This window comes from Listeria farberi (genome assembly GCF_014229245.1).
Lineage (GTDB): Bacteria > Bacillota > Bacilli > Lactobacillales > Listeriaceae > Listeria > Listeria farberi.
The window spans coordinates 147,186-159,825 of record NZ_JAARZJ010000004.1; the positions used below are offsets into that span (position 1 = coordinate 147,186).

The following is a 12,640-nucleotide window of genomic DNA, read 5'->3' on the forward strand; positions in this document are numbered from 1 at the left end:
TTATTTTTGATTTAAATGTTGTTTTTGTAAAAAATCTTTTAAGTCTAATCGGCTTTTTCTTCCAAGTCCGCGTGCAATTTGCTCGGACCAGCCCTCTACTCGTTTTCCTGCTGTTCGTTCATCGTAGTAATTTTTTATTTGTTCATCGTATTTTGCTAGAGTTGCTGGATTCATTTTTTGATAAGCATTTTCGTGATAAACCAAGTCTTGTGGTAATCTAGGTTTGGCTTTTTCTTTGCCTTTAATCGGATGACCTATTGTTAAGCCAAATAATGGCATCGTATATGGTGGCAAATCAAGAATTCCGGCAATTTGCCCTACGTCGTTACGAATCCCTCCGATAAAGCAAATACCAAATCCTAACGATTCTGCGGCAACAGCCATATTTTGCGCGGCAAGTGCGGCATCAATGATGGAAACAAGCCATTTTTCTGAAGTTTCTAGGGCGGCTGTGTCTACTTGATGTTCTTCTAGGATGGCTTGGTGTCTCGCTAGATCAGCAACAAAGATAAATAATTGTCCTGTCTGTACAGTATATGGTTGATTTCCCGCAATGGCAGAAATTTGTTCCCGAATTTTTTTATCTGTTATTCCGATTATCGAGTATGCTTGAACAAAACTAGATGTAGATGCAGCCTGCGCACTTTTTATAAGTAAAGCTAATTCTTCTTCTGTTAAAGCTTTATCTTCAAAGTTCCGTACTGAATAATGACCTAATATGGCATCTATCGTCTGATTCATCCTAACTCCCCCTTAGTCTTTAAAGATTTTTCGGTCGTAATTCGGTTCTTGTAAAAGCGCGCCAAAACTCTGTTGCCGTAATGCTTCATATGCTAAAACTGCTGCGGTGTTAGATAAATTTAAAGAACGAATATGATCTGTCATTGGAATGCGTAAACAATTTTCTTCATTTGCTTGTAAAAGTTCATCAGGCAAACCAGTAGTTTCTTTTCCAAAAACGAAGAAATAATTTTTATTCGAATCACTATAATCGACGTCACTATAAACATGCCGCCCAAATTTAGTTATATAGTAGAATTCTCCACCGGCATTTTTTTCGAAAAACTCATCTAGAGAATCGTAATAGGAAAGTTTCACATTATCCCAGTAGTCAAGTCCGGCGCGTTTTAACATTTTATCATCTGTGGAGAAACCAAGTGGACGAATTAAATGTAAATAAGTGTCTGTTCCAGCACAAGTTCTTGAGATATTTCCTGTGTTTGCAGGGATTTCTGGTTGATATAGTACGATATGGTTTGGCATTTCTTTTCACCTGGTTTCTATTAATTTGGTATTGCTGTTAATTCTTGGAGTACTTGTTCATCCTGTTCGTTTTGGAGCGCTTTTTGGACAGCTTCTTCCGCTTGTTCTCCGCCAATTTTACGTAAGGCCCATCCAGCGGTTCCGCGAATGACTGGTCTCGGATCATTTTCCAAGCAATCAATTAATTCTGGTACTGCAGTTTTATCTTTATAACGAGCTAAAATAATTATCGCATTTCGTTGGATTGGCTTTTTTCCACGCCATGAACCAGCCATATCACCAAACTGCTCTTTGAAAGCGCGATTTGAAATATGTAGCAGTGGCTTTAACTCGGGACGAACAAGCTCCGGATCCGGCTCCATTTCCTCATGAAAATGAAAATCATGCCCTCGATTATATGGACAAACTACCTGACAAGTATCACAGCCATACAAACGATTATGCAATACTTCGCGATATTTTTCATCTAGAAAGTCCTTTGTTTGGGTAAGATAGCTTAAACAAATTTTCGGATTCATTTTTCCTTCACCTAACAAGGAACCTGTTGGACAAGCTTTGATACATTGATTGCAGCTGCCACACAAGTCGCTAGCAGGCGTATCTGGTTCAAAAGGAATATTGGTTATCATTTCCCCTAAATAAACCCAAGAGCCGTATTCTGGCGTAATAAGCAGCGTGTTTTTCCCGCGCCAACCAATGCCAGCTCGTTCTGCCACAGCCACATCGGATAATTCACCGGTATCTACCATAGATTTCATCCGTACATTAGGTAAACGTTCACTTAAAAAGTGTTCCAGTAAAGCTAATTTTTCTCGTAAAACAGTATGATAATCGATGCCCCACGAAGCTCTAGCAAATACGCCGCGTCTTGCTTCTTTTTTACTGATAGGAGCTTCTGTTAATTTAGATGGATAAGCAAGTGCGATAGCGATAATCGACTGAGGTGCTTTGAAAATAAGCTCCGGATATACACGCTCATCAATAACCGGATGCTCAAACCCTGTAAAAAGATTTAACGCTTCAGCTTCTAGTAATCGTTCCTTTAAAAATAAAAAAGGGTCCGCTGTCGTAAAACCAATTTTTTGAATTCCAATTTCATGTGCATAAGCAATTAGCTCTTCTTTTAGCGCTGCGTAATTTGATTCTGGCTTCACTTTCATCATTCCCCTTTCCTTATTTTCAGGCAATAAAATAAACGCAATGCTTCGCTTAAAAAGGTCGAAACACTGCGTTGATAACAGGATTTATAAAAAATATAAAGCGGGTGATGGGAATCGAACCCACGACAACAGCTTGGAAGGCTGTAGTTTTACCACTAAACTACACCCGCACAGTAAGTAGTTCTTAGTGTTTTAACAACTTTTATATAATACCATTCTATGTCAGTTTTGACAAGACTTTTTCTGGAATTTCTTTGTAAAAAATAAAATTCCACTGTATTTATGATTTTTCAAGTCTTTTTACTTACTTATATACTACGCAGTAAATATTGATTCTCATCCTTAAGTAGTAAAGCTTCTGAACCAAATGTGGTAAAATGGATGAAGGAATGGTAAAGAAATCGTTGACTTTAAGTAGTATTGTTCCGCTTCTTTCGAACGACAATGCTACTTCTAGTGCATCACAAACTATAGAAGTAAGAGCAACAGGGATAAATGGTACTAGTGGCGGGACACTTTATCAACTTAATGAAGGATGTGTGAAGTATGGAAAAAAATATTGAATACTCCTGTATAGTCCCTGTTTTTAACGAAGAAGAAGTTCTACTAAAAACTTACGAGAGACTTACAGAAGTCATGCAAACCCTTGACGGCCCCTACGAAATTATTTTTGTTAATGATGGTAGTCGAGATTTAACGAAGAGTATGTTGCAAAAATTAAGTGCAGAAGATAGTTGTGTAAGAGCTATCCATTTTTCCAGGAATTTCGGGCATCAAATTGCTATTACTGCTGGAGCCAATTATGCGCATGGTAAAGCAGTTATTGTTATAGACGCAGATTTACAAGATCCCCCTGAGTTAATTATTGAAATGGTAGCAAAGTGGAAAGAAGGCTACCAAGTTGTATACGCTCAACGTCTGAAACGAAAAGGTGAAACTTTCTTTAAAAAACAAAGTGCTTCTCTCTTTTACCGTATTTTAACTAAATTAACGGATATTAATATTCCGGTTGATACTGGTGACTTCCGACTCATGGATGCGCAAGTTTGTCGGGAGCTAGCTGGATTACATGAAAAAAATCCTTTTGTTCGCGGACAAGTTAGTTGGCTTGGTTTTAAACAAACAGCCCTGCATTATGAACGTGATGAACGCGCGGCTGGAGAAACAAAATATCCACTCAAAAAAATGATTAAATTATCTATAGACGGAATTACATCCTTTTCTTATCGTCCATTAAAACTGGCAAGCTATCTTGGCGTTTTAACAGCTTTCATTGGTTTTATTTACTTAATTATTGTGCTTTTCCAAAGGTTCTTTACTGATACAACATTAACTGGTTGGACTTCTATTATTATTTTACAACTCGTTTTTGGGGGAACAATTCTCTTCATTCTCGGCTTAATTGGTGAATATATTGGTCGAATTTATGATGAAGTAAAAGACCGCCCGCTTTATATTGTTGAAGAAGAAAATGGTTTTTCTGATCAAAAATAATAGATAGTTAAAATCCTGGTTGATTTACTAGGATTTTTAACTATATTCAAGCTGTTTTATTAGCGCTTTATCATTTTTATGTGAGAAAATAAAAGTATGTTTTTAAAGACTACTGGAGGCTTGCTTATGACATTTTGGCAGGATATGATGAATTTCTTTTCTTATGATAATTTAATGTACTGGCTAAGTGAGTATCGGAATTTAGGTCCACTTTTAGCTTTTTTCTTACCTTTTATTGAAGCGTTTTTACCTTTTTTACCATTTATTGTTTTTGTTGTAGTGAACGTAAATGCATATGGACTATTTGGTGGCTTTTTAATCTCCGTTACTGCTGCAATTGCAGGTAGTTTATGTGTTTTCTTGTTAGCTCGAAAATTTGGACAAACTCGATTTTTACGATTTATTTCTGGACACAAACAAATTAAACGAGTAATGGAATGGATTGATAGACATGGTTTTAGTCCGATTTTCATTTTACTTGTAATGCCTTTTACACCATCTTCTGCTGTAAATATCGTTGCAGGTCTCTCTAAAATAAAAGTTTACCAATTTATCTTAGCGCTTGTAGGCGGAAAATTAATAAAAGTCTTTGCGATTAGCTATATTGGTTATGATTTCGTAGACTTGATTCACCAACCGCTTAAACTGGCTATTTTAGCAGTTTCTGTCTTAATTTTATGGTTTGTTGGGAAACGGCTGGAACATTGGATGTCAGGAAAAAATCTTAAATAAAAACGGCAAGCACATGTTTTATGTGCTTGCCATTTTTTTAATACAGTAAATCTAAAAATTCGTCTTTAGTAATATTACCAAAGTATTCTTTTACTTCTATATCAGCTAATGCCTCAGCTAATGCTTCTCGCTTATATGTTGTATTTACTAATTTCTCCTCAATATCCGCCACATTTTTTACGCCAAAGAAGTCACCGAAAATCTTAATATCTGTAATAACTCCTTTTTGGACGTTTAAGCGGACATCGACTGCTCCAACTGGAAAACGTTTTGTCCGTGTTAAATCGAATTTTGGCGATTTACCGTAGTTCCAATCCCAATTACCATAACGTTTAGCAGAAATTTCATGGATTTTTTCCCAATCAGCAACAGTTAATTTATATTCTTTTACATCTTCTACTTTATCCACATTAAAAATATAAAGTAATAATAAATCACGGAATTCTTCGGTAGTCATTTCTTGATCCATAAAATCAGAAATATTCGCTACACGACTACGAACAGACTTAATTCCTTTTGATTCAATTTTATCTTTACGTGGTTTTAGTGATGCAGCGACGTTATCCAAGTTCAAATCATACATTAAAGTACCATGGGAGAACATTTTTCCTTTTGTTGCAAATTGCGCATTTCCTGATACTTTAAAACCATCGATTAATAAATCATTACGTCCTTTTAATTCCGCATTTACGCCTAAACGTTTAAGAGCTTCGACAATCGGTTGTGTAAACTTCGCAAAATTATGGAACGATTCGCCGTCATCATCTGTAATAAAACTAAAATTCAAGTTACCCTCATCATGATAAACAGCGCCACCACCTGAAAGTCTACGCACAACAATCACATCATTTTTCTCGACGTATTCTGTATCGATTTCTTCTACCGTATTTTGATTCCGACCAATAATTATTGATGGCTTATTAATGTAGAAAAGTAGAACAGGTTCATCTAACTTCAATTCGGTTAAAATAAATTCCTCCACTGCTAAATTAATACGCGGATCTTTTTCATTATTATTATCTATAAAATACATACCCCTAACCCCTTTTCTTCTATATTAAAATGTTTTCGTAAATCCTTTTGATGCGAGTGCAATTTCTCCGGTGTAAATGGCTGCTGCTTCTTGTTTCAATACTTCTAAATCTCCAACTTCTGGCAAATGGCTAAGGAGTAACGATTTCACATTTGCTTCTTTAGCAATTTTTGCGACTTCAGTACTTGCCATATGAACTTTTGTTTTACCAGCTAAATCATGAAAAAAGTTCGTATCTGTTACGAGTAAATCTGCGTTTTCTGCAAAAGGAATAAAACTATCTTGATAAGCGCTATCTGCGGTGTATACAAAGATTTTCCCTGCTGCTTCAATTCGCATGGCGTAACAAGGTACTGGATGAACTGTTTTTAAGAAGGTTACTTTAAACGGTCCAATTTCAAGCGTGTCATCTGCTTTATACTCCACTGCTTTTGTTACATTCGCCATTTCTAAATAAGAATAGCCACGTTCATCTTCTTTGTGCCCATAAATAGGTAAGACAGGTGGTTTTTCTTTTTTTTGTGACAACAAACGAATGTGCTGCAAAATTCCTACGTCTGCTACATGATCTGGATGGTAATGAGAAATTATTGCGGCATCAATGTCATCAGGGTCAATGAAGTTTTGCATGATGGAAACGGCACTTGCCCCCACATCAATTAATAACTTAAATCCAGCTTCTTCTAGCAAATAACTCGATGTTCCTTCGTTCGCTACCGGATAGCCGCCCCAATGTCCAAAAACGGTTAGTTTCATTACTGCACTTCCTTTCTCAATATAAACCTCATATATATGATACAACATTTATAATAAAAGGAGAAATCATCCAAAAGCTACACACTATTTAAGGAAACATTTGACAAAATAAATATAATTTCTGTTTCAAATTAACTATTTATCCTTTTTCAGAGTTTCTTAAAATTAAATGATACACTTTAAACATCAAAGCTTAAAGGAGTTGACAAACTTTACATCAAGCAAAGGAAAAACAAAAAAATGTTGGTGAAAAGTAAATTAACAAATCACCCAAACATAGATAACAGCGTATGTATATAAACCTGAACAATATGTTTTTGTCCTTGCACAAGTTGAGCAACCAAAAAGATACAATATCTGTTATCATTCAACTTGCCTTTAGTAAGAGGCGTTTCTACGATATAGCTTTATTGTTGAAGCTTGAAATAAAGCTATAGACGCGATAAATTCCATTTCCGGATGGCAAGATGAGTATATTTTATTAGTAAAGGAGTTTGTAGTAGTAAATACTATTACAACACTCAAATTTAACGAAACACCTAGCAAAACAAAAAATTATTTAAAAGGATGGTTAAAAAGTTGAGACATTTTAAAAAGTGGAGTTTATGTTTAATGAGTACTTTCCTGCTAGTTGGTTTACTAGCTGCTTGTGGTAGTAACGGAGAAGGTTCAGTAGAGAAAGCTTCTGCTGATAAAGAAGCAACCACAAAAGATAAAAAAAGTGATGTATATAGTGGCAAAGAGTTAGAAAAATATAATGCTTATGTAGAATTTAGTAATGCAGTTAATTCAGAATTTTTAGAAGCTCAATCACAATATTTCCAAGATTATTCTGATGAAAACGGAAAATATAAAAAACCAGGTAATGATTTTTATCCACCACTTAGAGGTGTATCTTTAACAAAAAGTTCTATTGATACTGTCAATAAATTCGTAGATAAATCACCTTCGTTCGCAGTAGATAAAGAAGCTAAAAAACTTGTTAAAGATTTAGAAGCAGATACAAAAACACTTACTGAGTTAAGCGACTATTATACTTCTAAAGGATATATTGATGATAATTTTAAAAAAGCAGAATCTCTGCATAATGATTTATTAAAATCTAGCGAAACTACCAACAAAGATATTAAATCCTTTAACGAAAAAATGAGCAAGATTATCGACAAACAACAACAAGCCGCAGCCAAAGAAATGAAAGATGCTGGTGAGTTAACAATTTATAATGTAAATAATTTCATTTCTCAAACTGAAAAATTAATTACAACGCTACAAAGTAAAGGTATTAATGCATCAAATGTACTTGATACAGATCTAGCAGCTTATGAAGAAGCATACAATCAATTCACTAAATCCTATGATGAGTTAGTAAAAGCTAGTACAGATGAAAAACAGCTTAAAAAAGAAAAACTTACTGAAAATGATCTTTCTGGAATAATGAATTCTGCTAAAACAACAAAAGCAGATGCATCCAGTTTATTAAATCGTCTTAAAAAGAAAGAAGCTATTTCTCAAACTGAACTTGAAAACCCATCATTTATTAATACAGTTGAAGGAACTCCAGAAAAATTAATGGATTCTTACAATGAGTTAGTAACTGACTATAATTCTTTCATTAATTTCCATTAAAAACCTTATTACAAAAATATATAAGATATAAAACTAAACTTAGTATCGACCAGATTCCTCTGGTCGATACTTTTTATCCAATCATACTATAAACTGAGTTACAACCAAATTTCGCTTTAATTGGTAAGTACTTGTAGCACAACGATTCCTTAGTCAGAGTTAGTTAGCTAACGAATTATAATACGCCCCCAAAGTTAGAATGTTTAGGCTAACTTTAGGAGCGTACTAAATTATTTATGAAATATTTTTATTTACTTGGGAAATATTTATTCTCTAGTTCTTTTGTTAATTTTTCTGTTTTTTCTAGCTCGCCAACTGCAACAAATCGTTTTGTTGTTTCCGTTGGTTTATCACATGTGATTAATGTGATTCTAGCATCTTTCGTGTTATCTATCACGCTAACTTCCGTTTCATTAATTGTTTTTGTTTCAGTAACTGTATATTCATATAAATTTACGAGGTCAGTTAGATAAATCTTATCACCTTCTTTAACTTTCATAACTGGACCAAATAGCATTGATTCATCACGCATATGGTGCCCCGCTAATGGATAGTTACCTTTGCCCATTACTTGGTCAGAGCGCATAGTGGTTGCTCCTGCAAGCAAATTAGAAGTGTTAGTACCTTTAAAGACTAGTAAGTTAACGTCAACGGAAGGAATCGCTATCGAGCCAATAACGGCATCTTTATCATAGTCTGCGGCACCTTTGATGACAGCTGTCATAGATGGAAGTTGAACACTTTCAAAATCAAATGTAGCATCTTTTTCGTTATTCTTCTTTAAATCTGGTGCATTGTATTGTTCGATTGTTTCATGGCCACTCATATATTTTACAATACCGTTTTTAATGAATGGGGAAAAAATTAATAGTAAACCGATGATTAAAATAATTATTGCGATTGTTTTCTTTAACATACTATTCCTCCTTGTAACTATTTCATTATATAGTAGCTACTCTGCTGAAGCAAAGGAAAGCCAGCCATCTTGTTGAAGTATTTTTTTACCTGTGACAAATTTGTAAAGTTACTCCCAAATAAAGTCTGAAATATGGTTTTTACGTTGCGCTGAAATATAAGGACTTCCTTTAGCTGTAAACCTTAGAGGATAATGGGTCGCGATACCTTTATTTGGAACGCCAATTCGTTTAGTTGCTTCTATTATATGGGGCACTTTTGCTTTTTCTAACCAAATATTGCTATCAAAAAGAGTTTTCCCATAATCTTGCATACTTAATCCTAAAGCTTGTGTTAATTTGCCAGGACCATTTGTTAATTCAAAGCCAGTTTTTCCAAGACGATTACGTTCCATTTGTTTCAAGGAATGTTTCGTTGGCTCTATTGCCCGAATTAACACAGCTTCTGGAATTCCTTCTTGCATTGTAATAAAGTTAAGTAATACTTGCCGGTGCATTTGGTAAGTGTAAATTGTTCCTGGTAAGCCGAACATAACTTCTGTACGGTTAGTTCGAAGGTTTCCGAAACTATGCGCTGCCATATCTGTTTTTCCGAGATACGCTTCAGTTTCAACAATATAACCAGAAAGCGTGTAATTATCCAGTTCATGTACGAGGCGCATTCCTATTATATCTCTCGCTAATTCAATAGTAGATTTATTTTCAAAAAAAGTTGAAGTGATTTTGGCACTCATTTTATACCTCCCATTTACTTTTTATTCTAGCAGAATTCTATCTTAAATGGTTCTTTTTTGGCTAGTTAAATAAGCCTACGTGTTAATAAATCATACTTCAGATGTATATGTTATAACTTGCCTTTTATTAATCTTGTGTTAGAATTATGTTAAAGTGGGTGCTGTGTGAAATTGTTTTTTTCAACATATTACAGCTTCTTTTTTCATTTCAAAAATAATAATTAAAATGAGTAAATAGTGTGTAGGAGAGGTGTTTCATGAAGGATTGGAAAATAAAAATCCAAACGTTTTTAAGCAAAAATTATGGATTTTTTGTTCTAGCCGTCATTCTTTATTGGCTAAAAACGTATATTGCATATCAACTTGAATTTAAACTCGGCATTGAGAACCTAATGCAGCAAATCTTGCTGTTCATAAATCCATTAAGTGGGGCCATATTCTTCTTAGGTCTCGCACTTTTTGCTAAAGGACGCCGTTCATTTATCTGGATTATTGTCATTGACTTTTTAATGAGCTTTATTCTTTACGCAAATATTGTATATTATCGATTCTTTAGTGATTTCATTACGCTTCCGAATCTAAATGCAAAACAAATGCAAAACATGGGTGATATGGGAAGTAGTATCACAGCGTTACTCAGCTGGCACGATATTATTTACTTCGCGGATATTATCATTTTAATTGCACTACTTGCTTTCCGTTTTGTAAAACCAAACAAAACAGCCCGTATTCGTGCGAGAAAAGTAGTTGGAGTTCTAACGCTTGGTATCGCGATGTTCTTTGGTAACTTGGGACTTGCAGAAATTGATCGTCCGCAACTATTAACAAGAACATTTGATAGAAATTATATTGTAAAATATCTTGGTATGACTAACTATCAAATCTATGATGCAGTAAAAAGCACCGAATCATCTACGCAGCGTGCACTTGCTGATAGTAGTGATGTTACAGAAGTTTTAAACTATACTAAATCCAAGTATGCCGCACCAAACCCGGAATATTTCGGTAAAGCAAAAGGCAAAAACGTTATTTATATTCATTTAGAAAGTTTCCAACAATTCCTAGTGAATTATAAATTAAATGGAGAAGAAGTAACGCCGTTTATTAACTCTTTCTTTAAAGATCAAAATACGCTAAGCTTTACAAACTTCTTCCACCAAACAGGTCAAGGTAAAACAGCTGACTCCGAAATGTTACTTGAGAACTCGCTTTATGGCTTGCCTCAAGGTTCTGCCTTTACTACTAAAGGTCAAAACACATATGAATCAGCATCTGCTATTTTAGGCCAACAAGGCTACACTAGCGCTGTCTTCCACGGGAACTATAAGAGCTTTTGGAATCGTGATGAAATTTATAAACAATTTGGTTACGATAATTTCTTTGATGCTAGTTACTATGATATGAACGAAGCAGATGTTTCTAACTACGGACTAAAAGATAAACCATTCTTTAAAGAGTCTGAAGAATACCTATCATCATTACAACAACCGTTTTACACGAAATTTATTACGCTTACGAATCACTTCCCTTATCCAATTGATGAGAAAGATGCTTCGATTGCACCAGCGACAACTGGTGATTCATCTGTAGATACGTATTTCCAAACAGCTCGTTATTTAGACGAATCTGTGAAAAGCTTTGTTGATTACTTGAAGGAATCTGGTCTTTACGATAATTCTGTCATTATCATGTACGGTGACCATTATGGTATTTCCGACAACCATGAAGAAGCAATGACAAAAATTCTTGGTAAAGATTACAACACTTTCGAAAATGCTCAAGCGCAACGTGTACCTTTAATGATTCACGTTCCTGGTGTTCAAGGTGGCGTTCAAGAACAATACGGTGGTCAAGTTGACTTACTTCCTACATTACTTCACTTACTTGGTGTTGATAATAAAGAGTATTTGCAATTTGGTACAGATTTACTTTCTAAAGACCATAAACAACTGGTTCCATTCCGAAATGGTGATTATATAACTCCTACCTATTCAATGATTGGTGGTAACATGTATAATCAGCAAACTGGGGAACCGATTGCTACAGAAACAAAAGAAATGAAAGAAACGAAAGAGAAGGTATCCAAAGAATTAGAGCTTTCTGATTCTGTTTTACAAGGAGACTTATTAAGATTCTATGCTCCTGATGGCTTCAAAAAGGTAGACCCAAGTAAATACAATTATAATAAGAAGAAATCAACTGATTCTTCTACTAAATAAAAAAGTGAGTCCAGCAAATCCTGGACTCACTTTTTATTTACTTAAACCTCTCATGATATAAGAAACCGTATCATCTATTTCTTTTGCATCGTTCCAGTTAGCTTCTGGCATCACAACAAACCTAGTTAACATAAAACCAACTATATTCGTAATCAGTGCCCTCATAATCGTACTGTTAGGCATATCAATAATCTCTCCACGTGCCTTATAAAAATCAATCATTTGGTCAAACTGTCCTTTTACATGCGTCATAAAAATCTGAGAAAACTGCGCTCTAAGTTCATCATGGTAAAACAATTCCATAAAGTATATTTTGATGACTTTACCATTCTCTTTTGCAAATTCAAAACGGTTAACGATAATTTCGCGAATAAACGACTGGAAATCTGGATACTCACTTTCAAAAACTTCTTTAACAAAGCTTTGAGCCAAGAATGGTATAACCCCTCCAATCAATGTCGGCATCGTAATCGCCATTAGTAAATCTTTCTTTGTTTTATAATGTCTAAAAATGGTTCCTTCAGCTACGCCCGCTTTTTTTGCTATTTCATTTGTAGATGTTCCTGCATAACCTTTTTCTGCAAAAAGCTCAATAGAAGCTGCTACAATTCGGCGCTGCTTTTCGCTCATTTTAGTTTCTTTTTCTGTCAAATCAAGCATTTGACGCAAGATATCTCCTTCTGCATCCACTTTTTTTCTTCCTTTCTCA

General features: G+C 34.8%; 13 protein-coding genes and 1 tRNA gene. 5 read left to right on the plus strand and 9 right to left on the minus strand.

Features of this window, described 5'->3' with window-relative positions; genetic code table 11:
- The 4 genes from nfsA to HCB45_RS05135 form a co-directional block, all read right to left on the minus strand.
- Positions 1 to 741 (minus strand): oxygen-insensitive NADPH nitroreductase, encoded by a 741-nt coding sequence (gene nfsA, locus HCB45_RS05120; protein ID WP_185619095.1) that lies wholly within the window; start codon positions 739 to 741, stop codon positions 1 to 3.
- Positions 742 to 753: 12 nt separating this feature from the next.
- Positions 754 to 1,263: a tRNA (uridine(34)/cytosine(34)/5-carboxymethylaminomethyluridine(34)-2'-O)-methyltransferase TrmL gene (trmL, locus tag HCB45_RS05125; protein WP_185318362.1), complete on the minus strand. Its 510-nt coding sequence runs from the start codon at positions 1,261 to 1,263 to the stop codon at positions 754 to 756.
- A gap of 20 nt (positions 1,264 to 1,283) precedes the next feature.
- On the minus strand, positions 1,284 to 2,423 hold the full coding sequence (gene queG, locus HCB45_RS05130; protein ID WP_185619161.1) for a tRNA epoxyqueuosine(34) reductase QueG: 1,140 nt from the start codon (positions 2,421 to 2,423) through the stop codon (positions 1,284 to 1,286).
- Between the two features lie 99 nt (positions 2,424 to 2,522).
- Positions 2,523 to 2,593 (minus strand) — tRNA-Gly (locus tag HCB45_RS05135).
- Positions 2,594 to 2,812: 219 nt separating this feature from the next.
- Here HCB45_RS05135 and HCB45_RS05140 point away from each other — a divergent pair.
- The 3 genes from HCB45_RS05140 (at position 2,813) to HCB45_RS05150 (ending at position 4,649) form a co-directional block, all read left to right on the plus strand.
- Positions 2,813 to 2,986, plus strand: coding sequence for a hypothetical protein (locus HCB45_RS05140; RefSeq protein WP_246414921.1), 174 nt, complete (start codon positions 2,813 to 2,815; stop codon positions 2,984 to 2,986).
- On the plus strand, positions 2,970 to 3,917 hold the full coding sequence (gene gltA, locus HCB45_RS05145) for a glycosyltransferase GltA (RefSeq protein WP_185619096.1): 948 nt from the start codon (positions 2,970 to 2,972) through the stop codon (positions 3,915 to 3,917). Before HCB45_RS05140 ends, gltA begins: the two co-directional genes overlap by 17 nt.
- A 126-nt stretch (positions 3,918 to 4,043) precedes the next feature.
- Positions 4,044 to 4,649 carry a TVP38/TMEM64 family protein gene (locus HCB45_RS05150; protein ID WP_185318359.1) on the plus strand — a complete coding sequence of 202 codons (606 nt, stop codon included), beginning with the start codon at positions 4,044 to 4,046 and terminating at the stop codon, positions 4,647 to 4,649.
- 37 nt (positions 4,650 to 4,686) lie between these two features.
- On the opposite strand, the gene lplA1 is transcribed toward HCB45_RS05150, so the two are convergent.
- Positions 4,687 to 5,682 (minus strand): lipoate protein ligase LplA1, encoded by a 996-nt coding sequence (gene lplA1 / locus HCB45_RS05155; protein ID WP_185619098.1) that lies wholly within the window; start codon positions 5,680 to 5,682, stop codon positions 4,687 to 4,689.
- Between the two features lie 24 nt (positions 5,683 to 5,706).
- Positions 5,707 to 6,438, minus strand: coding sequence for an MBL fold metallo-hydrolase (locus HCB45_RS05160; RefSeq protein WP_003761386.1), 732 nt, complete (start codon positions 6,436 to 6,438; stop codon positions 5,707 to 5,709).
- 612 nt (positions 6,439 to 7,050) lie between these two features.
- On the opposite strand from HCB45_RS05160, the gene HCB45_RS05165 reads away from it, so the two are divergent.
- Complete coding sequence (locus tag HCB45_RS05165) at positions 7,051 to 8,064, plus strand: DUF3829 domain-containing protein (protein WP_185318357.1); 1,014 nt, start codon at positions 7,051 to 7,053, stop codon at positions 8,062 to 8,064.
- 247 nt (positions 8,065 to 8,311) lie between these two features.
- On the opposite strand, the gene HCB45_RS05170 is transcribed toward HCB45_RS05165, so the two are convergent.
- Both HCB45_RS05170 and HCB45_RS05175 read right to left on the minus strand, forming a co-directional pair.
- Positions 8,312 to 8,980 carry a class A sortase gene (locus tag HCB45_RS05170; protein ID WP_185318356.1) on the minus strand — a complete coding sequence of 223 codons (669 nt, stop codon included), beginning with the start codon at positions 8,978 to 8,980 and terminating at the stop codon, positions 8,312 to 8,314.
- Positions 8,981 to 9,088: 108 nt separating this feature from the next.
- Positions 9,089 to 9,712, minus strand: coding sequence for a DNA-3-methyladenine glycosylase (locus tag HCB45_RS05175; protein ID WP_185619100.1), 624 nt, complete (start codon positions 9,710 to 9,712; stop codon positions 9,089 to 9,091).
- A 257-nt stretch (positions 9,713 to 9,969) separates the two neighbouring features.
- Here HCB45_RS05175 and ltaS point away from each other — a divergent pair, with 257 nt between their 5' ends.
- Positions 9,970 to 11,931, plus strand: a complete 1,962-nt coding sequence (gene ltaS, locus HCB45_RS05180; RefSeq protein ID WP_185318354.1) for a lipoteichoic acid synthase LtaS — start codon at positions 9,970 to 9,972, stop codon at positions 11,929 to 11,931.
- 33 nt (positions 11,932 to 11,964) lie between these two features.
- Here the strand turns inward: ltaS and HCB45_RS05185 are convergent, their stop codons facing one another.
- Positions 11,965 to 12,621, minus strand: coding sequence for a TetR/AcrR family transcriptional regulator (locus HCB45_RS05185; RefSeq protein WP_185318353.1), 657 nt, complete (start codon positions 12,619 to 12,621; stop codon positions 11,965 to 11,967).
- Positions 12,622 to 12,640 lie beyond the last annotated feature (19 nt).

Bases quoted from the DNA above. Each gene is read 5' to 3' on its own strand.
- nfsA (WP_185619095.1), bottom strand. From the start codon at position 741: ATGAATCAGACGATAGATGCCATATTAGGTCATTATTCAGTACGGAAC.
- trmL (WP_185318362.1), bottom strand. From the start codon at position 1,263: ATGCCAAACCATATCGTACTATATCAACCAGAAATCCCTGCAAACACA.
- queG (WP_185619161.1), bottom strand. From the start codon at position 2,423: ATGAAAGTGAAGCCAGAATCAAATTACGCAGCGCTAAAAGAAGAGCTA.
- HCB45_RS05140 (WP_246414921.1), top strand. From the start codon at position 2,813: ATGGTAAAGAAATCGTTGACTTTAAGTAGTATTGTTCCGCTTCTTTCG.
- gltA (WP_185619096.1), top strand. From the start codon at position 2,970: ATGGAAAAAAATATTGAATACTCCTGTATAGTCCCTGTTTTTAACGAA.
- HCB45_RS05150 (WP_185318359.1), top strand. From the start codon at position 4,044: ATGACATTTTGGCAGGATATGATGAATTTCTTTTCTTATGATAATTTA.
- lplA1 (WP_185619098.1), bottom strand. From the start codon at position 5,682: ATGTATTTTATAGATAATAATAATGAAAAAGATCCGCGTATTAATTTA.
- HCB45_RS05160 (WP_003761386.1), bottom strand. From the start codon at position 6,438: ATGAAACTAACCGTTTTTGGACATTGGGGCGGCTATCCGGTAGCGAAC.
- HCB45_RS05165 (WP_185318357.1), top strand. From the start codon at position 7,051: ATGAGTACTTTCCTGCTAGTTGGTTTACTAGCTGCTTGTGGTAGTAAC.
- HCB45_RS05170 (WP_185318356.1), bottom strand. From the start codon at position 8,980: ATGTTAAAGAAAACAATCGCAATAATTATTTTAATCATCGGTTTACTA.
- HCB45_RS05175 (WP_185619100.1), bottom strand. From the start codon at position 9,712: ATGAGTGCCAAAATCACTTCAACTTTTTTTGAAAATAAATCTACTATT.
- ltaS (WP_185318354.1), top strand. From the start codon at position 9,970: ATGAAGGATTGGAAAATAAAAATCCAAACGTTTTTAAGCAAAAATTAT.